This is a genomic window from Lysobacter changpingensis (genome assembly GCF_017308985.1).
Taxonomy (GTDB): Bacteria; Pseudomonadota; Gammaproteobacteria; order Xanthomonadales; family Xanthomonadaceae; genus Lysobacter_J; species Lysobacter_J changpingensis.
The window spans coordinates 26,720-47,565 of sequence record NZ_JADWPE010000006.1 but is presented as its reverse complement, the minus strand read 5'-3'; the positions used below and the strand labels follow the sequence as shown (position 1 = coordinate 47,565).

The window sequence follows — 20,846 nt, the reverse complement described above, 5'->3', positions numbered from 1 at the left end:
ATGAACACTTTCCTTCGCGCCATCGGCATGGCGCTGCTCGCGGCGTGCGTCTTCGCGCCGGCGAGCGCCAACGTGCTGATCGGCGGCACGCGGGTCGTCCTGCCGGCCAGGGAAGGCGAAGTCACCGTGCGGCTGAGCAACGAGAACGACCGTCCCGCGCTGGTGCAGGCGTGGATCGATCGCGGCGACGCGAAGTCCACGCCCGATACCGTCGACACGCCTTTCCTGGTCACGCCGCCCATGTTCCGGATGGAAGGCGGGCGCGACCAGAGCCTGCGCATCCTCTACACCCGCGAGCCGTTGCCGGCCGACCGCGAGTCGCTGTTCTGGCTCAACGTGCTCGAGGTTCCGCCCAAGCCGGCCGACCTTGAAGCGGCGGGTGCGAACTACCTGCAGCTGGCCGTGCGTTCGCGGCTGAAGCTGTTCTTCCGGCCGCAGGGGCTGTCCGGCGATCCGCTCAAGGCGCCGGGCGAGCTGACCTTCCGCGCGACCGCCGGCAACGCCGGCACCGTGCTGCTGGTCGACAACCCGACGCCGTACCACGTCACGCTGAACGACTTGGCCGTCGAAGTGGCCGGCAAGTCGTACAAGGCGACCGTCGGCATGGTCGCCCCGCTTTCGCAGCTGCGCATCGACGTGCCGGGGCTGGCCAAGCCGCCGGGCGCCGGCGCCGTCGTCCGCTTCACCGCCATCAACGATTACGGCGCGATCGCCCCGTTCGAAGGCGTGCTGGCTCCATGAGATCCGCCGCCGGCCCGCTCCCGCCGGCCCTCCTGCGAGTGCCCGCGCGTGCGCTGCTGGGTACCGCGATCGCGTGCTCGCTGCTGACCGGTGCGGCGTACGCCGCACCGACCACGCCGGCGGACGCCGAGTTCGACATGAGCCTGCTGGCCGGCGCGCGGCAGTCGTCGGTCGACCTGTCGCGCTTCGAGCGCGGCGAAGTGGTCCTGCCCGGCGTGTACCGCGTGGACGTCTATCTGGACGGTCGCTGGAGCGGTTCGGGCGAAGTCCGCTTCGAATCGCCGGAGCCGGACGCCAACGCCGTGCCCTGCTTCACGCCGGAACTGATCGAACTGCTCGGCCTGCCGCTGGAGAAGATGGACGCCGACGCGCGTGAGCGACTGAAGGCGCAGCCGGGCTGCCTCGCGTTGTCCGACCTGATCCCGGGTGCGACCGCGACCTATGACCAGTCCGCGCTGCGCCTGGACGCGACCGTCCCGCAGGCATGGCTGGGCTACCGCGCGCGCGGCTACGTCGCGCCCTCGCAGTGGACCGAAGGCGTCACGGCGGGACTGCTCAACTACAACGCCAACGTGTATCGCACGCGTTCCGGTGGGGTGGAGCAGACGTCGGGCTACGTCGGACTGAACGCCGGCCTGAACCTCGGCGCCTGGCGCCTTCGTCATGGCGGCAACTACACCTGGCAGTCGGGGCTGGACGGACGCCCGTCGGATCACCGCTACCAGGCCACAGCGACCTACGTGCGCCGCGACATCACCGCATGGCGCGCGCAGCTCACCCTGGGCGACACGTTCACCAGCGGCGAACTGTTCGACAGCGTCGGCGTGCGCGGCGTGCAGTTGACCACCGACGACCGCATGCTCCCCGAGTCGCTGCGCGGCTACGCGCCGACCGTGCGAGGCGTGGCGGAAACCAACGCGCGCGTGACCATCCGCCAGAACGGCGTGCTGCTGTACGAAACCACGGTCACGCCGGGGCCGTTCGCGATCAACGATCTCTATGCCACCGGCTACGGCGGCGACCTCGATGTCGTGGTCACCGAGGCCGACGGTCGCGTGCGCGAATTCTCCGTGCCGTACGCGGCGGTTCCGCAGCAGCTTCGCCCGGGGTCGTCGCGTTTTTCCGTCGCCGCGGGCGTGATCAGCGACGACGCCTTCGAGGGCGATCCCGCGCTGGTGCAGGCGACCCTGCAGCGCGGGCTGACCAACACCGTGACCGGCTACGGCGGCGTGCTGGGCAGCGAGGGCTACGTCTCCGCGCTCGGTGGCGTCGCGCTGAATACCCGCGTGGGCGCGATCGCGCTGGACGTGACCGCCGCGCGCACCAAGCTGCCGGGGCAGGCGGCCAGCGACGGCCAGAGCGTGCGCGCCACCTACAGCAAGATGTTCCCCGATACCGGGACGTCCTTCAGCCTCGCGTCGTACCGCTATTCGACCAGCGGCTTCTACAGCCTGCGCGAAGCACTCGCGGCGCGCGACTTCGCGCAGGGCCGCGCCGCGGACAGTTTCCTGGACGAGACCGATCCCTTCGCCAACCTGCTCACGCCCGAACAGCGTGAGGCATTGCGTGGCGAACGCGAGGTCGACGTGCTGGCGAACAACGATGGCCTGGATCGCCAGCGCAACCGTTTCGATCTGAACCTCAACCAGCAGCTCGGCGAGCACGGCGGCACGCTGTACGCCACCGCGTCGGCGCGCGACTACTGGACCCGGACCGGCACCGACGTGCAGTTCCAGGTCGGCTACAACCATCATTTCCGCACGCTCAGCTACAACGTTTCGGCCACGCGGCTGCGCGACATCGACGGCCGCTTCAGCAACCAGTTCTACCTGAGCCTCAGCGTGCCTCTGGGGAGCGCCGCGCGTGCGCCGAGCCTGACCGCGGGCGTCGTGCGCGACGATGCCGGCCGCACGCAGACCCAGGCCAGTTTGGCCGGCACCGCAGGCGCGGACGGACAGGCCACGTACGGCGCGACGATGAGCCACGACGAGGACGTCGGCACGTCCGGCTCGCTCAACGGTACGTACCGGGGCGGCTACGGCATCGCCAGCGCGAGCTATGGCGAGGGCGAGGGTTACTGGCAGGCTTCGCTCGGCCTGTCCGGCGCGCTCGTCGCGCACCCGCGCGGCGTGACGCTCGGTCAGCCCGTGGGCGACACCGTCGCCATCGTATCGGCGCCGCACGCCACCGGCGCGCGCGTGCTCAACGGCCAGGGCATCCGGGTGAACCGCTTCGGACAGGCGCTGGTGCCGTACCTCACGCCGTACGCGATGAACACCATCGAGCTGGATCCGAAGGGCCTGCCGCTGAACGTCGAGCTGGCCTCCACCAGTGCGCGCGTCGCGCCGCGGGCGGGCTCGGTCGCCCTCGTCACCTACGCGACCTCGCACGGCAACACCGTGCTCGTGCGCCTGCACACGGCGGGCGGCCAGCCGCTGCCGTTCGGTGCGGAAGTGAACGACGCGACCGGCCGCAGCCTGGGCTTCGTCGGCCAGGGCGGGCGCGCGCTGCTGCGTGGCGTCGAACCGGCCGGGCAGCTGCAGGTGCGCTGGCAGGAAAACGGCGAAACCGCCCGCGCCTGCCGCTTCGAATACACCGTGCCCGACGTCGACGGCCAGGGCGCGGACGCGCTGCCGCGCACGCAGGCCACCTGCACGGACGTGGCCGTGCCGACCGAAACGAGGAAGAGCTGATGCCCGTCACGTCCCTGTTCCGCGCTCGCATCGCGCTGGCGATGCTCGCGTTGCTGCTGCTGATGCCGTGGGGCCAGGCCTGGTCGCATTGCCCCTACAACGGCAGCGGCGTCGATGTGCGCTTCAGCGTGCCGGACACGATCGTCGTGCCCTACGACGCCCAGGTCGGCGACGTCCTGTACGAAACGCCGCAGGTGCCTCCGGCGGAGCCGCTCAGGCTCAGCTGCTCCGGCAATACGGATTACGGCATCTCGAACTCGGTCGGATCCACGCCGAACACCCGCACGGCGATCTATCCCACCGGCGTGGACGGCATCGGCTACCGGCTCCTGCACGGCGACAACAGTCCGTCCAACTACATGTACCCGTTCCCGTGCTGCCGCCTGAGCAGCGGTACGTACGACTTCTCCGTGAGCACCGCGCTGCAGTTCGTCAAGACAGGGCCGATCGCCAACGGCAGGAGCCTGCCGAGCGGCAGGCTGGCGCGATGGCTGTACGAACGGACCGCTTCGGGCAACACGGCATCGGTGCAGAACTACGTGCTGGCCAACCGGGTGACCTTCGTGCAGGCCGCCTGCCGGCTGAACACCGCCAACATCGCGGTGACGCTCCCGACCGTGCCGTCGCTGTCGCTGCCCTCGGTCGACGCGACCACCGGCAGTACGCCGTTCCGCATCAACCTGACGTGCAGCGCCGGTTCCAGGCTCAACATCATGTTCGACACGGACGCGGCGGTGCCCGGCAAGACCGGCGTGATCGCATCGACTACCGGCAACGGGCGCGCAACCGGCGTGGGCGTGCAGATCGTCGATTCCGGCGCGGTGCCGGTGGACTTCAAGCGCGAGTACCTCGTCGGCGCCACGCCGCAGGGCGCGCTGGAACTCACCTACAACGCGCGCTACTACCGGACCGGCACCGCGATGCAGCCGGGCACGATCAGCGCGACGGCGACCTTCACGCTCAGCTACGACTGACGCGCGCGCTAAAGCCGCGCGCGTCGCGGCCGTAAACCCTTCCGCTCAGTCGTAGGTCTGCGTCGCCACCCAGACCGGAGCGCCGCCGGCGGCCTGCACGTAGCCGGCGTAGTAGCTCACCAGTTGCGAGCGCGCGTGCGACGCGGCCGGTTCCAGCCGCAGGGTGTACGGCACCGGAGCGGACGCTCCCGGACACTGCGTGCGCAGGTGTAGCGGCACCGTCTGTGCAGGGGTCCGGATCGCGGCCGGGGCGCAGGTGGGTGTCGCCACGCTGCCCGAGAACGCGATGCGGCCGTCGGCCGCGTGCGCGTTCGCGCCCGCCGTTGCCGCGGTTACCACCAGTGCGCAGAGCACGGCGCCCACCGTGGCTCTGACTCGTTTCATGGCCTTCCCTTGCGCCTGCATGCGCGTAGTTCGCCTGTTCGCTCCATCGGCCGCGCTGAACCTTTCTGAAGAGGATCGCGTCGCCGGTGATGTGGAACTGGAAGCGGCGTCACACTTCCTCGGCCGAGTCTCCCGGGGAGTGAAGCGCGGTGCAGGTGGTGGCGGCGTGTTCGCCGAGGTGTCGCGGCCTGCAATCTCCGGCGTGGGCGCGCCGGGCGAAGAAAAAGGAGGCCGGGGCCTCCTTCAAATCCGGCCGAAACCGGAGGACTTCGAGTTGTGGCATGGCTCCGGCTCGCGCCGGACGGAAGGCAGGTTAGCGGCCCTTCGAACTTAACGCAACCCCTTAAGAGTTGCGCTGCAAGTATTTGAATCGAAAGGCGCAGAAGTGAGTGGACAGGAGTGAGAAACGAGGGGACGGCTCCGCTCTGCCCACTCCTTCCTGGGAACTCATTCCGGCCGCAACGCAGCCCGCTTCGCCTCGCGGCGCGATTCGCGCGGCTGCGCCCACTGATTGTTGAATACCGCTGGCTCCCAGCTGCCGTAGCTCGGGTTGGGCAGCATGAACCAGCGTTCGCCGAACCAGTCGCCGTATTCGTCCAGCAGCTGCGCACGACCTTCCGGCGTGTTCGCGGTGATCTGCACGAAATCGCCCAGCTGGTCGCCGAACTGCATCAGCACGCGATACTGCTGGCCGGCGAGGCGGCGACGGCAGTTCTTCTCGCTGCCGTTCTGCTCGCAGCCTTCCACCACCGTGCCCAGGCCGAGGAACACGCTGTCGTCCTTCACCGGCATGCCGACCGCCTTGAGGTTGGCGATCGTCGCGTCCTTCAGGTGCACGGCGCGATTGGACAGGTACACGATGGTCACGCCCTTCGCGGACGCAGCCTTGGCGAATTCGACGACACCCGGCACGGCGCGGGCCTTCTTCTCGGCGACCCAGCCGTCCCAGGTCACTTCGTCGTACTCCTTGCCCTCGCGCACCAGGCGCGCCTGGTAGGGCGAGTTGTCGAGCACGGTCTCGTCCACGTCCATGATCACCGCCGGCGGCAGGCCCGTGGCCGCGTTGCCGCGTTCGTCGGTGACCAGCGCGTCCCAGTGCTTCTCCTTCAGCGCGGCATCGAGCTTGTCCGCCGCGGCGCGATAGACCGTGGTCGTCACCGCCGGGTACTCGGCGCTGGCCTGCATCCAGAGCACCGCGTTGAGGTTGTCGTCGGCGGGCGTGGCGGGCTTGGCGACGGCCGCGGGCGCCGCTGTCGGCGTCTCGCCGGGCGCGAGCGTGTCGGCGCGTTTGCAGCCGCCCAGCGCAATCGCGCAGGCGAGGACGGAAAGGGTGAGGACGCGAGGCGACATGGCGATCCGGACTTCGAACAGGACGCGCGATTCTAGCCGAGCCATGCGACGCCGCCGTTTCACGGACGGGCGGTTCGCCTCACGCGCGCGCCACCTGCAGCGACACCTGTTTGCGCCCATCGGCGACCCATTGCGAACCGACTTCCTCGAAGCCGAATGCCGCATGGAAACGTCGCGAGGCTTCGTTCGGCGGCACGGTGTAGAACTCGCAGGCCACGGTGTCGACATCCGAGGCGCGCGCGAACCCGAACAGATCGCGATACATCAGCGGGCCGAGCTTGCGCCCCTGGTGCGTGCCCGCCACGACGATCCGGTCGACGTACAGGAAGCGCGGATAGCGCTGTGCGAACCAGACGTAATTCGGGCTGTCGTACGCCACGCCTTCGCGGAACGCGAGCAGGAACGCGACGACCGCATCGCCTTCGCACGCAACGCGGTGGTACGCGGCCATCGCATCGAGTTCGCGCAGGCGCGTCGCGTCCATCGGGCTCAGCATCTCCTCCGATTCGAGGTTCAGCGCGAGGATGCGGGTGTGGTCGGCGGCGGTCGCCGGACGCAGGGTGAAGCTCATGCGGCGGCCTCGTAGAGCTCGATCGGCAGGCCGTCCGGATCGGCGAAGAAGGTGAAGCGCCGGCCGGTGTATTCGTCCACGCGCAGCGGTTCGACGTCGATGCCCTGCGCCTGCAGTTCCGCTGCGCCGGCGGCCACGTCGGCCACTTCGAATGCGAGGTGGCGCAATCCGCACGCCTCCGGTCGGGATGTGCGCGGCGGCGGCGACGGGAAGGAGAACAGTTCGATCTGCGTGCCGTCCGGCAGCGCGAGATCGAGCTTCCACGAATCGCGCGCCTCGCGATAGACCTCGGCGACCACGCGCAGGCCGAGCACGCGCGTGTAGAAGTCCTTCGAGCGTGCGTAATCGGACGCGATGATCGCGACGTGGTGGATGCGATGGAGGTTCATGCGCGCATCGTCCCGTTCACGCCTCGCCCAGCAACGCCTTGATCGCCGCGAAGCCCGCCGCCGCGCGCTCCTGCTTGCGCGCGGCATCGGCCACGGGGTCGGCGCCATCGCGCTGGATTTCCGCCGTCGGCAGTTCGTCGAAGAAGCGGCTCGGTTTCAGGCGGATCTTGTCGCCCCACTTCGACGCCTCGCGCGAATGCGACAGCCACAGCTGTTCCTTCGCGCGCGTGATGCCGACGTACAGCAGCCGACGTTCTTCTTCGAGCGAACCTTCCTCCAGCGCCATCTCGTGCGGCAGCGTGCCGTCTTCCATGCCGACGATGAAAACGTAGCGGAATTCCAGGCCCTTGGCCGCGTGCAGCGACATCAGGCGCACCTGGTTGCCGGCCTCGCCCTTGTCGGCGTGCGACAGCAGCGCGAGCTGCGCCGCGAGCTCGCCCGGGCCCGAGCCCTTGCCGCCGTCGAACCATTCGGACAGCTCCTCCAGGTTCTCCTTGCGACGCTGGAAGCTGGCTTCGTCCTTGCACTGCGCGCGGATCGACGCGAGCAGGCCGCTCTTCTCGGCCAGCACGCGTACCAGTTCCGCCGGCGAGATCCTGAACGCCTCGCCGCGGAGATGACGCACGATGTCGACGAAGCCGTCCAGCGCGTTAGCCGCACGCGGCTGCAGTTGCTTCAGCACGCCGATCTGCTCGGCCGCGCGCGACATCGGCATGTGCGCGTGCTGCGCCAGTTCGGCGAGCTTCGCCAGCGTGGTCGCGCCGACTTCGCGCTTGGGCGATTGCACCGCGCGCAGGAATGCCGCGTCGTCGTCGGGATTGGCGATCAGCCGCAGCCATGACAGCGCGTCCTTCACTTCGCCGCGTTCCAGGAACGCCGTGCCGCCGCTGAGGTGGTACGGCACGCGCAGCAACTGCAGCGCCTTCTCCAGCGCGCGGCTCTGGAAGTTGCTGCGGAACAGGATGCAGAAATCGCTCCATGGCGCCTGCTTGGCCGCGGCGAGGAAATGGATCTCCGCGGCGACCTTCTCCGCCTCGTGCGCGCCGTCGCGGCATTCCCACACGCGGATGCGCTCGCCGTCGGCCTGGTCGCTCCACAGCGTCTTGGGATGCTCGTGCGGGTTGTGCGCGATCAGCGCGTTCGCCGTGCGCAGCACGCGGTTGGAGCAGCGGTAGTTCTGTTCGAGCTTGATGATCTCAAGCGTCGGATAGTCCTTGCCGAGCTGCAGCAGGTTGTCCGGATTCGCGCCGCGCCAGGCGTAGATCGACTGGTCGTCGTCGCCCACGCAGGTGAACAGGCCCTTGTCGCCGGCGAGCGCCTTGAGCAGGCGGTACTGCGCGTCGTTGGTGTCCTGGCATTCGTCGACGAGCAGGTAGCCGATGCGCTCGCGCCATGCCAGGCGCAGGTTCTCGTCGGCTTCCAGCATCTGCACCGGCAGGCGGATGAGGTCGTCGAAATCCACCGCGTTGAACGTGGAAAGCCGCGCCTGGTAGCGCTGGTACATCAGCGCCGCTTCCATCTCGCGCGGGCTTTTCGACACCGCCAGCGCCTCCTCCGGCGACAGCCCCGCGTTCTTCGCGCGCGAGATGAGGTTGCGCATGTCGTCGATCGCGTCGGGCTTGCTGCCGGCGGGCATCAGGTCCTTGATCTGCGCCGTGCTGTCGTCGCTGTCGAACACCGAAAAGCCGCGACGCAGGCCTGCCTTGGCGTGGTCGATCTGCAGGAACTTCAGGCCGAGCGCATGGAAGGTGCACACGGTCAGGCCCTCGGCCGCATCGCCCTTGATGCGCTTGGCGACGCGTTCCTTCATCTCCTTCGCCGACTTGTTGGTGAAGGTGATGGCGGCGATGCGTTTGGCCGGCATGCGGCCGGAGGCGATCAGGTGCGCGATCTTCTCGACGATCACGCGCGTCTTGCCGCTGCCCGCGCCGGCGAGCACGAGCAGGGGGCCGTCGGTGTGCAGGACGGCGGCGCGTTGCGGAGGGTTGAGACCGTGCATGGGGCGTGTTTGCGGCCTTGGAGGCGGCGGCGTATTGTGCCGCAAGCGCCCCGCGTCCGCCGCCCGGCGGACCAAAGCCGCCCTTTTTTGCCCGTACTGGCGAAATCGCGAGGAGTTAACGATTTCATCCCACGGTATCACCTGTCGCGGGGTAGCTTCGCGATGCCGGGCCAAGGCCGGCGGCCTGCAGGGGGGACGTCCGGATCGGGCGCCCGAATCCCGCCCGCGCTGTTGAAATGGACTCATCGACAGGAGACGCCATGGAACTGCTGACTTCGATCCTCCTCGCCGCCGGACTTGCCGCCGGACCTGCCGCGCCCGCTGCGTTCGAGGCGGTCGTCGCGCCGAGCGACCGCATGCACGCCAGCGAGCTCGACGAGCGCACGCGCAAGTCGATCAACTTCCCGAACGAGCTGCATCGTCTCTACGGCAGCGAGAGTGCCGCGAAAGGAGACTGGAGTGACGCGCTGCGCCAGTTCTCGAAGGCGGCGCGATATGCCGACAAGTATTCGCAACACCGCATCAGCCTGATGTACTGGCACGGCGTTGGCGTCCCGCGCGATCCCGCGGTGGCCTACGCCTGGGCGGACCTTGCCGCCGAACGCATGTATCCGGCGTTCCTCGTGTTGCGCGAGAAGATGTGGATGGAACTTGACGAAGCCGATCGCGCACGCGCGCTGCGCGAAGGCGAGGGGCTGTACGCACAGTACGGCGACGCGGTCGCCAAGCCGCGGCTGGCGGCGGTGATCATGCGCCAGAACACGCAGATCACCGGCACCCGCACCGGAAGCATCACCAGCAAATTGTCGACGCACGCAGGGGAGCCGGGCGAGGTCAAGATGTGGAAGTCCACCGGCACCGACATGCGCGACATGTACGCCTCCTGGCGCTTGAACCCCGATCGTTACTGGGCCGTCGAGGACGCGATCTGGACCGACGGCAGCGTCGAAGTCGGCGAGATGGAGACCACCGGGCGCTGACGGCCCTACGCCGGCGCGGTCGGCCGTGCACGAAGGAGGCTGCATGGACGTTCATCTTGCAATCGCCCTGGCCCTGGCCGCCGCGGCCGGCCCCGCCCCTCCGGCTTCGTCCGACACGCAGGGTGTGGTCGCGACCACCGACCGCATGGCCGCGCGCGAGTTCGACGAACGCACGCGAATGTCGCGCGAATTCCCCAACGAACTGTGGCGCCTGTACGGCAGCGATGCGGTCGCCAAGGGCGATTACGGCGACGCCGTCCGGCATTTCAGGCACGCGGCGCGCTACGGCGACAAGTATTCGCAGCATCGCATCAGCCTGATGTACTGGCACGGCGTGGGCGTCGAACACGATCGCGCGCTGGCCTACGCGTGGGCGGATCTCGCGGCCGAGCGCATGTACCCGAGCTTCGTCGTGCTGCGCGAGAAGATGTGGATGGCGATGGACGACGCCGAACGCGCGCGCGCGCTGCAGGTCGGTCAGTCGCTATACGACGAGTACGGCGACGAAGTGGCCAAGCCGCGCCTGGCGCAGGTCATCGCCGCCAGCACGCGCGACATCACCGGCAGCCACACCGGCTTCCATGACGAGCGCCTGCAGGTCATCGGTCCGAGCAGGGGCGGCGGCCTGATGGGCGACCTGGGCAACTTCGACCTCTCGCCGATGTACGCCAGCTGGCGTCGCGATCCGGCCCGCTACCGGGCCGTGGAAGACGCGGTGTGGTCGCACGGCCATGTCGAGGTGGGCGAGGTCGAAACCGACGGGCGCTGACGGATGCGGGGCCGGCGTGTCTCGCCGGTTCCGTTGATTGCGACTCCGGCGACAGCCGCGGCTAGACTGCGCGTTCCGCCTGTCGACGACGGATTTCCCATGCGCCTGGGCTTGGCCGCCAACCGCCTGCACCACCTTCGCGAAGATTCCGCACTGTTCCGCTGGCTGCATGCCTGCGAGCCGGGCATCCGCGAACTCGGCCTGGAACTGCACACGGTCGGGCGCACCTTCGACGCCATCGCAGCGGCCGGCCTGCTTCCCGGCTACACCGGACTGCGCCGCTATCCGTATGGCCGCGAGGGCGGGCTGATGAAGCTGGTCGCCGAAGTCGTGGGCCTCGGCAGCCCCGAACGCACGCTCGACGGCGCGATCTACCTGATCGACCCGGTCGATCCCTCGTCGGTGTTTCCCGAAGCCGTCGCGCTCAAGCGTCAGTGCGTGATCCACGGAAAGCCGTTCATCTCGACCGTGGCATCGGCGCGCGACTGGATCGAAGTGGAGCGCATGCATGCCGGGTTCGCGCCGGACCCGGGGATGGACGCGCTGCACGCGTTCGAAATCCAGACGCTCGCACTGATCGCGCACGACGCGATGAAGCCGCAGATGATGGCTTACGCCGCCGAGCACTTCGACGTGCTGTCGCGCTTCCAGCGCCGCGTCGCGACCGGCACCACGGGCCAGCGCCTGAACGAACTGGCGTGGAGCCGCGGCTGGCCGCAGGGGCAGGCGTGGGTGCAGCGGTTCGAGAGCGGCCCGATGGGCGGCGACGCGCAGATCGCCGACCTGGTGCTGGAACGCCAGTGCCAGCGCGCGATCTTCTTCGAGGACCCGCACGTCGCGCGGCAGCACGAAGCCGACATCCAGCTGCTCGAACGCGCCGTCACCACGGTCACCTTCGACGCGGTCTGCATCACCTCGCCGGCGGTCGCGCAGCGCTGGGCGACGGCGGTGCGGTTGCGGTCGCAGCGCGGCGGCTGAATGCGTGGCGGCGCCCGCGCCGCGCGGCGCCGACATCGCATCGACGCCTGATTTCAAGCCTGTGGCGCGTGCCGCGCGCGCCGTACACTGCGCGCATGGCGAAGCTCTACTTCTATTACTCGGCGATGAACGCCGGCAAGACCACCACGCTGCTGCAGTCGGCGCACAACTATCGCGAGCGCGGCATGCGCGTGGCGATCCTCACGCCGCGCCTGGACGATCGCGCCGGCGCCGGCGTGGTGGCCTCGCGCATCGGCTTGCGGTCGGAAGGCATCGCGTTCGAACGCGACGACGACCTGGAAGCGATCGTGCGCCGCGACATCGCCCAGCACGGCGCGCTGCACTGCGTGCTCGTCGACGAAGCGCAGTTCCTCACCCGCGCGCAGGTGTGGCAGTTGAGCGAAGTGGTGGATGCGCTGCGCATCCCGGTCCTGTGCTACGGCCTGCGCACGGACTTCCGCGGCGAACTGTTCGAAGGCAGCCAGTACCTGCTCGCGTGGGCGGACGAGCTCACCGAGATCAAGACCATCTGCCACACCGGCAAGAAGGCGACGATGGTCGTGCGCGTGGACGCGCAGGGCCGCGCGGTGCGCGAGGGCCCGCAGGTCGAGATCGGCGGCAACGACCGCTACATCTCCGTCTCGCGCGCCGAGTACAAGAAAGTCATGAGCGGCGAGGGCACGATCGAGCCGTTGCAGCCGCCGCTGCCGTTGTAGCCAAACGCCGTTGTAGCCAAACGCTTTTGTGGCCCGGGTGAGCGGCGTACCCGGGCTGCCGTGGCGAGTTCCACAAGAACGCGTGCACGTTGATGGTGCGGCACGCTGCGGCGCGTTCATCACTACCGCAACCGAGTTGCACACAGGCGCGGTGCGCTTCGCTTACCCGGAAAACTACCGGCGCGTGATGCCTTACGCCCGCAGCAGCGTCGCCGCGCGGGCGAGCGCTTCGATCGCGCCCCATTCCTCCGCCGCGACCAGTCGCGACGGCGTCAGCCACGAGCCGCCCACGCAGGCGACGTTCGGCGTGGCGAGGTAATCGCGCGCGTTGTGCGCGCCGATGCCGCCGGTCGCGCAGAAACGGATCTCCGGCAGCGGACCGTGCAGCGAGCGCAGCGCGGGCGCGCCACCGGCGGCTTCGGCCGGGAAGAACTTCTGGAAGATGAAACCGTGCTCGGACAGCGTCATCGCCTCGCTCGCGGTGCCGGCGCCGGGCAGCCACGGCAGCGCGGAATCCTTCGCGGCGGCGATGAGGTCCGGTGTCGAGCCCGGCGAAACGGCGAAGCGCGCACCGGCGGCTTCCGCATCCTTCAAGTCCTGCGGCTTGCGCACGGTGCCGACGCCGACGATCGCGCCGTCGACCTCGTTGGCGATCGCGCGCACCGCATCGAGCGCGGCGCGCGTGCGCAGCGTGATCTCGATGGCGGGAATGCCGCCGGCCACCAGCGCGCGCGCCAGCGACACCGCGTGCTTGGCGTCTTCGATCACCACCACCGGCATCACCGGCGCAACGTGCAGTACGGATTCGAGCAGGCCCATCTTGTTCTCCGAAAGGTAAGTGCTGGCGTCTCCCGGGTGCGCTTCGCTTGCCCGGGTTACAAAACGATCAGGCAGGCGGATTGAAAATCCCGCCGCCCAGGTGCGCGGGCGCGGCTGCGTTGCGGAACACCGCGAACAGCTCGCGCCCCATGCCGAAATGGCTGGGCGTGAGGTCCGTCGTCGCGTTCTCGCGCGAGGCCCATTCGTCCGCCGGAACCTGCAGCTGCAACGTGCCGGCCACCGCATCGACGCGAATGACGTCGCCGTCGCGGACCTTCGCCAGCGGTCCGCCGACCGCCGCTTCCGGGCTCACATGGATCGCCGCCGGCACCTGGCCCGAGGCGCCCGACATGCGGCCGTCGGTCACCAGCGCCACGCGATGACCGCGCTTCTGCAGCACGCTCAACGTCGGCGTGAGCTGATGGAGTTCCGGCATGCCGTTCGCGTGCGGCCCCTGGAAGCGCACCACCACGACGACGTCGCGATCCAGTTCGCCGCGATCGAACGCCGCCTTCACCTGCGACTGGTCGGAGAACACCCGCGCCGGGGCTTCGACGATCCAGCGGTCTTCCGGCACCGCCGACACCTTGATCGCCGCCGTGCCCAGCGGCCCATGCAGCACGCGCAGGCCGCCATCGGGACGGAACGGCTCGGCCACCGGACGCAGGACCGTGGGATCGCCACTGCGTCCGGTAGCCGGCACGTATTCGATGCGTTGTTCAGGCGCCAGGCGCGCTTCGACGCGATAGCGGTCCAGGCCCGGTCCGGCGATGGTTTCCACGTCGCCATGCAGCAGCCCGGCGTCGAGCAGTTCGCCGATGAGGAAGCCCAGGCCGCCGGCCGCGTGGAAGTGGTTCACGTCCGCGCTGCCGTTCGGATACACGCGCGCCAGCAGCGGCACGACGGAGGACAGCGCGTCGAAATCCTCCAGGCGCAGCTCGATGCCCGCGGCGGCGGCGATGGCGATCAGGTGCAGCAGGTGGTTGGTCGAACCGCCCGTCGCATGCAGGCCGACGACGCCGTTGACGATCGCGCGTTCGTCGATGATGCGGCCGACCGGGCGGTAATCGTCGCCGAGTGCGGTGATCTGCGCGGCGCGTCGCGCGGCCTCGGCGGTGAGCGCGTCGCGCAGCGGGTTGTCGGGGTTGACGAAGCTCGAACCCGGCAGGTGCAGGCCCATCAGCTCCATCAGCATCTGGTTGGAGTTCGCCGTGCCGTAGAACGTGCACGTGCCCGGACCGTGATAGCTCTGCGCTTCGGCTTCCAGCAGTTCCTCGCGCGTCGCTTCACCCACGGCGTAACGCTGGCGGACGCGGGATTTCTCGTCGTTCGGCAGACCCGACGTCATCGGCCCGGCGGGCACGAAGATCGCCGGCAGATGGCCGAAGCTCAGCGCGCCGATCAGCAAACCCGGCACGATCTTGTCGCACACGCCCAGGTACAGCGCGGCGTCGAACATGTCGTGCGACAGCGAAACGGCGGTGGACAGCGCGATCACCTCGCGCGAGAACAGCGACAACTCCATGCCCGCGCGGCCCTGCGTCACGCCGTCGCACATCGCCGGCACGCCGCCGGCGACCTGCGCGGTCGCGCCGACGTTGCGCGCGGCGTTCTTGATCAGGAACGGGAAGCGCTCCAGCGGCTGGTGCGCGGAGAGCATGTCGTTGTACGCGTTGACGATCGCGAGGTTCGGCGACACGCCACCGCGCAGCGCCGCCTTGTCGGTGCCGCACGCGGCGAAGCCGTGCGCGAGGTTGCCGCAGGAAAGCGTGGCGCGGTGCGGACCGCGCCCGCACGCGGCTTCGATGCGCGCAAGGTACGCGGCGCGGCGATCGTGGCTGCGCTTGCGGATGCGCTCGGTGACGTCGGCGATGACGGGATGCAGGTTCGGCATTTCGATCTCGTGTGTGGCTTTCCTTCCGCGGACGGAAGGATGGCTACGGACTCCAGTACAGCATCGGCACCACCGGTGCGCCGGACAGCACCGAGCGGATCGGCAAGGTCGAGCGCGGATCGCGCGCGGCGTTGTCGAGGACTTCGCGCTTCTTCGCGCCTTCGATATGCAGGTACAGCGACGGTGCGGTGAAGATCGCGCTGAGCGTGAGCGTCATGCGCGGTTCCGGCTGCGATGCGGTGCGGATGGCGAGCACCGGCGCGCGACCGCGGGGTTGCAGGCCGATGTCGCGACGCACCAGGTCGGGGAAGAGCGACGCGACGTGGCCGTCGTCGCCCATGCCGAGCACGACGACGTCGAGCGGCAGCGCTTCGTTCGCCACCTGCGTGAGCACCGGCAGCAGCGCGGCTTCCGGCGTCGCGGTCGGACGACGCAGCGGGAGCAGCGTCGCCTGCGCGGCAGCGCCCTGGAAGAGCGTTTCGCGCAGCAGCCGCTCGTTCGAGCGCGGATGGTCCGGCGCGACCCAGCGATCGTCCACCGGCACCACCGTCACGTGCGCCCAGTCGAGCGTCTGCTTCGACAGTTCGGTCAGGAACGCGCGCGGCGTGGTGCCGCCGGACACCGCCAGTCGCGCGGCGCCGCGACGCGCGATCGCGCCGCGAAGATCGGCCGCGACGGCTTTCGCCAGCGCGGTCGCGAGCTCCGCCTTGTCGTCGAACAGGTGCTCGCGCACGGGCAACGGATCGGGTGTCAGCACGGTCAATCGCTCCGCCAGCGCGCTCTTAGACTGCGTCCTCATGCCACGTCCTTCCGTCGCGTTCGATCAGGGCCACGGCCGAGCTGGGACCCCAGCTGCCCGCGGTGTACGCCTTGGGTGATTCGTTGCTCGACTGCCACGCGGCGAGGATCGGATCGATCCACGACCACGCGGCTTCCACTTCGTCGCGACGCATGAACAGCATCGGATTGCCGCGCACGACGTCCATCAGCAGGCGCTCGTACGCTTCGGGCTGACGCCCGCCGAAGGTCTCGGCGAAGCTCAGGTCCATCGGCACGCGGCGCAGGCGCAGCCCGCCGGGGCCGGGGATCTTGTTGACGATCCACAGCTTCACGCCTTCGTCGGGTTGCAGGCGGATCACCAGCTGGTTCTGCGCGACCGGTTCGTCGCCGAAGATCGAATGCGGCACCTTGCGGAAGGTCAGCACGATTTCCGACATGCGATCGGCCAGCCGCTTGCCCGTGCGCAGGTAGAACGGCACGCCGGCCCAGCGCCAGTTGCTGACTTCGGCCTTCAGCGCGACGAAGGTTTCGGTGCGCGAAGTGTTGGTGCCGAGCTCTTCGAGATAACCCGGCACCGGCCGGCCTTCGACCGCGCCGGCGCGGTACTGGCCGCGCACGGTGAGGTGCGAGGTCGCGCCGTCGGCGATGGGCTTGAGCGAATGCAGCACCTTGAGCTTCTCGTCGCGGATCGCGTCGGCGGCGAGCGACGACGGCGGCTCCATCGCGACCAGGCACAGCAGCTGCAACATGTGGTTCTGCACCATGTCGCGCAGCGCGCCGGACTTGTCGTAGTAGCTCGCGCGACGCTCAAGGCCGACGGTCTCGGCCACGGTGATCTGCACGTGGTCGATGTGCTCGGCGCGCCACAGCGGCTCGAACAGCGCGTTGCCAAAGCGCAACGCGGTGAGGTTCTGGACCGTTTCCTTGCCGAGGTAATGATCGATGCGATAGATCTGCGACTCGGCGAACACCTGCCCGAGCGCGTCGTTGATCGCCGCCGCGCTGGCGCGATCGTGGCCGATGGGCTTTTCCACCACCACGCGCGTATTCGCGCCGGTCAGGCCGTGCGCCTGCAGTCGCGCGCCGACGCTGCCGAACAGGTCGGGGCCGACGGCAAGGTAGAACACGCGAACGCGCGATTCGTCGGCGAGTTCGCCCGCCAGCTCGCTCCAGCCGTCCTCGGCCTGCAGGTCGATGCGGCGGTACGAGAGCAACTGCAGGAACGGCTCCAGCATCGTTGGCGCGCGCAGGTCGAAGGCGAGGTGCTTCTGCAGCGCTTCGCGGACGCGTTCGCGATAGGCGTCGTCGCTCTGGCTGTCGCGCGCCAGACCGAAGATGCGCGTGCCGGCGACGATCTGGCCGTCGACATAGCGATGGAACAGGGCCGGCAGCAGCTTGCGCAGGGCCAGGTCGCCCGTGCCGCCGAAGATGATCAGGTCGAAGGGCGCCATCGGCGCGATGGAGGGGCTCACGGGGCGTTCCGGAAGGAAGGGGTTTTGAAGACCACAGGCATACCAGTGAAGATACCAGTCAGATACCACTGGTGCAAATGCAGTGGACATGGTCGGACAGCGGGCCGTCAGTGCGGCCGTTTCACAGTCCGGCCTTCAATTTCAACGACTTGAGGTTACGTTCGCGCGAAATCCGGGCCGCGAAGTGCCCAGGGGCGGCCCGATGCGACTTTCGTCGTAATCCCGGCATCCGGAGCCGGGAAGGGCGGCGGGGCGCATTTGCCCGAACTGGTATTCGACTGGTATTCTCATCCGGATGCAGGACTACCTGGTCAACGAGTTCCGCCGACAGGCCGACGCGCGCCGCGCGCCGGCTTACCAGCACCTGCGCCGGACGCTCCAGCACGCCATCGAGAACGGCGAACTCACGCCGGGCCAGGCGCTGCCCAGCGAGCGCGAGCTGACCAAGCTGCTCGACCTGTCCCGCGTCACCGTGCGCAAGGCCATCTCCGGCCTGGTCGCCGACGGCCTGCTGATGCAGCGCCAGGGTTCGGGCACGTTCGTCTCCGAGCGCATCGTCAAGTCGTTCTCCAAGCTCACCAGCTTCACCGACGACCTGCGCGCGCGCGGGCTCGATCCGAAATCGCGCTTCATCGAGCGCGGCACCGGCGAGGTCACGCCGGACGAAGCGATGGCGTTGAACCTCTCACCCGGCGCGCAGGTCGTGCGCTATTACCGCCTGCGCATCGCCGACGACATGGCGCTCGCGCTGGAGCGCACCGTCGTGCCGCAGACCGTGCTGGCCGATCCCTCGCTGGTCGAGAATTCGCTGTACGAAACCTTCCAGAAAATGGGCCTGCGCCCGACGCGCGCGCTGCAGCGGCTGCGCGCGATCGCATTCGACGCCGAACAGGCCCGTCTGATGAACCTGCCCGAAGGCAGCCCGGGACTGTTCATCGAACGTCGCACCTTTCTCGACGACGGCCGCGTCGTCGAATACACCCGATCCTTCTACCGCGGCGATGCGTACGACTTCGTCGCCGAACTCCAGAGCGAGTAACCCCGTGAGCGAAACCCTGACCGTCACCGCCACGCGCATGCATGCCGAGGCGGCCGAAACCGCCGATGCCGTCGCGCGGCAGTTCGAAGCCAATGCGCCGATCATCGACGCACTGGTGCAGCGCCTGAAGGCGCAGCCGCCGGCGTTCATCGTCACCTGCGCGCGCGGCAGTTCCGATCACGCGGCGACCTACGGCAAGTACCTGTTCGAAACCACGCTCGGCCTGGTGACCGCGTCCGCGTCGCCGTCGGTCGGTTCGGTGTATGCGGTGCGCCCGCATCTGCAGGGCGCGTTGTTCGTGGCGATCTCCCAGTCGGGCAAGAGCCCGGACCTGGTACGCAATGCGGAAATCGCGCGTGCCGCCGGCGCGCTGGTCGTCGCGCTGGTGAACGTCGAGGATTCGCCGCTGGCGCAGATCGCCGACACCGTGATCCCGCTGCGCGCCGGCCCGGAAAAAAGCGTCGCGGCGACGAAGAGCTACCTGTGCTCGCTCGCCGCGCTGCTGCAGCTGGCCGCGCGCTGGAGCGGCGACGCGAAGCTGCTCGCCGCCGTCGACGCGCTGCCCGCCGCGCTGCGCGAGGCGTGGAAGATGGACTGGTCGCCGGTCGTCGATGGTTTGAAGGACGCACGCAACCTCTTCGTCGTCGGCCGCGGCCTCGGCCTCGGCGCAGCGCAGGAAGCGGCGCTGAAGTTCAAGGAAACCTGCGGCCTGCACGCCGAAGCGTTCTCCTCGGCGGAGGTGAAGCACGGACCGATGGCGATCGTGGGCCCGGGCTTTCCGGTGCTCGCGTTCGCGCAGGACGACGACACGTGCAGCAGCACGATGTCGGTCGCCGAGGAATTCCACCAGCGCGGCGCGCCGGTGTGGATCGCGCTGCCCGGCGCGCAGGGTCCGGACGTGCTGCCGATGCCGGCCTCGCCGCATCCCGCGTGCACGCCGCTGCTCACCGTGCAGTGCTTCTACAAGGCGGTGAACGCGCTGGCCGTCGCGCGCGGCCACAATCCGGACGTGCCGCCGCATCTGAACAAGGTGACGGAAACGGTGTGATGTCCCGTGATTCGTGATTGGAGATTCGTGATTCGCGAAAGCAGAAGCGAGCCAGCCCCATTCACCGTCACCAATCACGAATCGCAAATCACGAATCACAAATCACGACCATGACCATCGCCTTCAGTAACGGCCGCATCCTCACCGACAACGGTTTCGAGTCGAACGTCAGCGTGCTCGTCGAGGACGGCCACATCGTCGCCGTCGTGCCGGGCGAGCCGCCGAAGGGCGCGCAAGTGGTCGACCTCGCCGGACGTTATCTCGTGCCCGGTTTCATCGACACGCAGGTGAACGGTGGCGGCGACGTGTTGTTCAACGACGAACCCACCGCCGACGGCCTGCGCCGCATCGCCAGCGCGCACCGCAAGTACGGCACGACCGGCATGCTGCCGACGCTGATCAGCGATGACGTCGACGTGATGCGTCGGGCGATCGACGCCACGCGCGAGGCGATCGCACAGCGCGTGCCGGGCGTGCTCGGCGTGCATCTGGAAGGCCCGTACCTCAACGCCGCGCGCAAGGGCGTGCACGATCCGTCGAAGTTCCACACGCCCGACGCGGCCGAGCTCGACCTCGTCGCCTCGCTGGGCAAGGACGGCGTGACGCTCGTGACGCTCGCGCCGGAGCGTTTCGAATCAGCCACGTTGCGCGCGCTGACCCAACGCGGCGTCATCATCGCGGCCGGCCATACCGCCGCGACGTACGAACAACTGCGCGACGGCTTCGCCAACGGCATCACCGGCATCACGCACCTGTTCAACGCAATGACGCCGATGAATTCGCGCGAGCCCGGCGCGGTCGGTGCGGCGCTGGAAAATCCCGACGCGTGGTGCGGGATCATCGTCGACGGCTACCACGTGCACGACGCGTCGCTGCGCGTGGCAATCAACGCACGCCCGCGCGGGAAGATGATGCTGGTCACCGACGCCATGCCCCCGGTGGGCGGCGAGCGTGAGGCGTTCTCGCTCTACGGCGTGGAGATGATCTGCCGCGACGGGCAATGCACCACGACCGACGGCACGCTCGCCGGTTCGGCGCTCGACATGGCCTCGGCCGTGCGCAACACCGTGCAGCGCCTCGGCCTGCCGCTCGACGAAGCCTGCCGCATGGCCTCGCAGTACCCGGCGCAGTTCATCGGCCTGGGCGGCGAGCTGGGGCGCATCGCACCGGGGTATCGCGCCGACCTCGTGGTGCTGGACGACGCCTTGGACGTGCAGGGCACCTGGATCGCTGGGCAACCCTGAGCCGTT

Annotated in this window: 19 protein-coding genes; 10 read left to right on the top strand and 9 right to left on the bottom strand. The window is 68.9% G+C overall.

The genetic code is table 11. From position 1 onward, the window contains the following. The 3 genes from I4U41_RS14210 to I4U41_RS14200 are packed head-to-tail and all read left to right on the top strand — an operon-like array spanning window position 1 to window position 4,408. Window positions 1-741, top strand: a complete 741-nt coding sequence (locus I4U41_RS14210) for a fimbrial biogenesis chaperone (RefSeq protein WP_206861831.1) — start codon at window positions 1-3, stop codon at window positions 739-741. Further along, window positions 738-3,434 (top strand): fimbria/pilus outer membrane usher protein, encoded by a 2,697-nt coding sequence (locus I4U41_RS14205; protein ID WP_206861830.1) that lies wholly within the window; start codon window positions 738-740, stop codon window positions 3,432-3,434. Before I4U41_RS14210 ends, I4U41_RS14205 begins: the two co-directional genes overlap by 4 nt. Continuing rightward, window positions 3,434-4,408, top strand: coding sequence for a fimbrial protein (locus I4U41_RS14200; protein ID WP_206861829.1), 975 nt, complete (start codon window positions 3,434-3,436; stop codon window positions 4,406-4,408). Before I4U41_RS14205 ends, I4U41_RS14200 begins: the two co-directional genes overlap by 1 nt. Before the next feature lie 45 nt (window positions 4,409-4,453). Here I4U41_RS14200 and I4U41_RS14195 read toward each other — a convergent pair whose 3' ends face one another. From I4U41_RS14195 to I4U41_RS14175, 5 genes are all read right to left on the bottom strand, one after another. Further along, window positions 4,454-4,792, bottom strand: a complete 339-nt coding sequence (locus I4U41_RS14195) for a hypothetical protein (protein ID WP_206861828.1) — start codon at window positions 4,790-4,792, stop codon at window positions 4,454-4,456. Between the two features lie 447 nt (window positions 4,793-5,239). Further along, window positions 5,240-6,142, bottom strand: a complete 903-nt coding sequence (locus tag I4U41_RS14190; RefSeq protein WP_206861827.1) for a 5'-nucleotidase, lipoprotein e(P4) family — start codon at window positions 6,140-6,142, stop codon at window positions 5,240-5,242. A 79-nt stretch (window positions 6,143-6,221) separates the two neighbouring features. Beyond that, window positions 6,222-6,713, bottom strand: a complete 492-nt coding sequence (locus I4U41_RS14185) for a GNAT family N-acetyltransferase (RefSeq protein WP_206861826.1) — start codon at window positions 6,711-6,713, stop codon at window positions 6,222-6,224. Then, complete coding sequence (gene gloA2 / locus I4U41_RS14180; RefSeq protein ID WP_206861825.1) at window positions 6,710-7,102, bottom strand: SMU1112c/YaeR family gloxylase I-like metalloprotein; 393 nt, start codon at window positions 7,100-7,102, stop codon at window positions 6,710-6,712. The genes I4U41_RS14185 and gloA2 overlap by 4 nt, the downstream gene beginning before the upstream one ends. A gap of 16 nt (window positions 7,103-7,118) precedes the next feature. Then, a complete protein-coding gene (locus tag I4U41_RS14175; RefSeq protein WP_206861824.1) occupies window positions 7,119-9,101 on the bottom strand; it encodes a UvrD-helicase domain-containing protein in 1,983 nt (660 codons plus the stop codon). Between the two features lie 260 nt (window positions 9,102-9,361). On the opposite strand from I4U41_RS14175, the gene I4U41_RS14170 reads away from it, so the two are divergent. From I4U41_RS14170 to I4U41_RS14155, 4 genes are all read left to right on the top strand, one after another. Beyond that, window positions 9,362-10,081: a sel1 repeat family protein gene (locus I4U41_RS14170; RefSeq protein WP_206861823.1), complete on the top strand. Its 720-nt coding sequence runs from the start codon at window positions 9,362-9,364 to the stop codon at window positions 10,079-10,081. A gap of 43 nt (window positions 10,082-10,124) precedes the next feature. Next, complete coding sequence (locus I4U41_RS14165; protein WP_206861822.1) at window positions 10,125-10,850, top strand: sel1 repeat family protein; 726 nt, start codon at window positions 10,125-10,127, stop codon at window positions 10,848-10,850. Between the two features lie 99 nt (window positions 10,851-10,949). Next, window positions 10,950-11,828, top strand: coding sequence for a methylglyoxal synthase (locus I4U41_RS14160; protein WP_206861821.1), 879 nt, complete (start codon window positions 10,950-10,952; stop codon window positions 11,826-11,828). Between the two features lie 95 nt (window positions 11,829-11,923). Then, on the top strand, window positions 11,924-12,544 hold the full coding sequence (locus I4U41_RS14155; protein ID WP_206861820.1) for a thymidine kinase: 621 nt from the start codon (window positions 11,924-11,926) through the stop codon (window positions 12,542-12,544). A gap of 192 nt (window positions 12,545-12,736) precedes the next feature. Here the strand turns inward: I4U41_RS14155 and eda are convergent, their stop codons facing one another. The 4 genes from eda to zwf all read right to left on the bottom strand — a co-directional run bounded on the left by eda (window position 12,737) and on the right by zwf (window position 17,509). Beyond that, window positions 12,737-13,363 carry a bifunctional 4-hydroxy-2-oxoglutarate aldolase/2-dehydro-3-deoxy-phosphogluconate aldolase gene (eda, locus tag I4U41_RS14150; protein ID WP_206861819.1) on the bottom strand — a complete coding sequence of 209 codons (627 nt, stop codon included), beginning with the start codon at window positions 13,361-13,363 and terminating at the stop codon, window positions 12,737-12,739. Between the two features lie 67 nt (window positions 13,364-13,430). Beyond that, complete coding sequence (edd, locus tag I4U41_RS14145; RefSeq protein ID WP_206861818.1) at window positions 13,431-15,257, bottom strand: phosphogluconate dehydratase; 1,827 nt, start codon at window positions 15,255-15,257, stop codon at window positions 13,431-13,433. A gap of 43 nt (window positions 15,258-15,300) precedes the next feature. Continuing rightward, complete coding sequence (gene pgl, locus I4U41_RS14140; protein WP_206861817.1) at window positions 15,301-16,056, bottom strand: 6-phosphogluconolactonase; 756 nt, start codon at window positions 16,054-16,056, stop codon at window positions 15,301-15,303. Beyond that, window positions 16,040-17,509 (bottom strand): glucose-6-phosphate dehydrogenase, encoded by a 1,470-nt coding sequence (gene zwf / locus I4U41_RS14135; protein WP_425492591.1) that lies wholly within the window; start codon window positions 17,507-17,509, stop codon window positions 16,040-16,042. Before zwf ends, pgl begins: the two co-directional genes overlap by 17 nt. A gap of 295 nt (window positions 17,510-17,804) precedes the next feature. On the opposite strand from zwf, the gene I4U41_RS14130 reads away from it, so the two are divergent. From I4U41_RS14130 to nagA, 3 genes are all read left to right on the top strand, one after another. Beyond that, the gene (locus I4U41_RS14130; RefSeq protein WP_206861816.1) at window positions 17,805-18,548 is read left to right on the top strand and encodes a GntR family transcriptional regulator; all 744 of its coding nucleotides are present in this window, start codon (window positions 17,805-17,807) and stop codon (window positions 18,546-18,548) included. Window positions 18,549-18,585: 37 nt separating this feature from the next. Next, window positions 18,586-19,596 carry an SIS domain-containing protein gene (locus tag I4U41_RS14125; RefSeq protein ID WP_206862113.1) on the top strand — a complete coding sequence of 337 codons (1,011 nt, stop codon included), beginning with the start codon at window positions 18,586-18,588 and terminating at the stop codon, window positions 19,594-19,596. A 110-nt stretch (window positions 19,597-19,706) separates the two neighbouring features. Beyond that, window positions 19,707-20,840, top strand: coding sequence for an N-acetylglucosamine-6-phosphate deacetylase (gene nagA, locus I4U41_RS14120; RefSeq protein ID WP_206861815.1), 1,134 nt, complete (start codon window positions 19,707-19,709; stop codon window positions 20,838-20,840). Window positions 20,841-20,846: the final 6 nt, after the last annotated feature.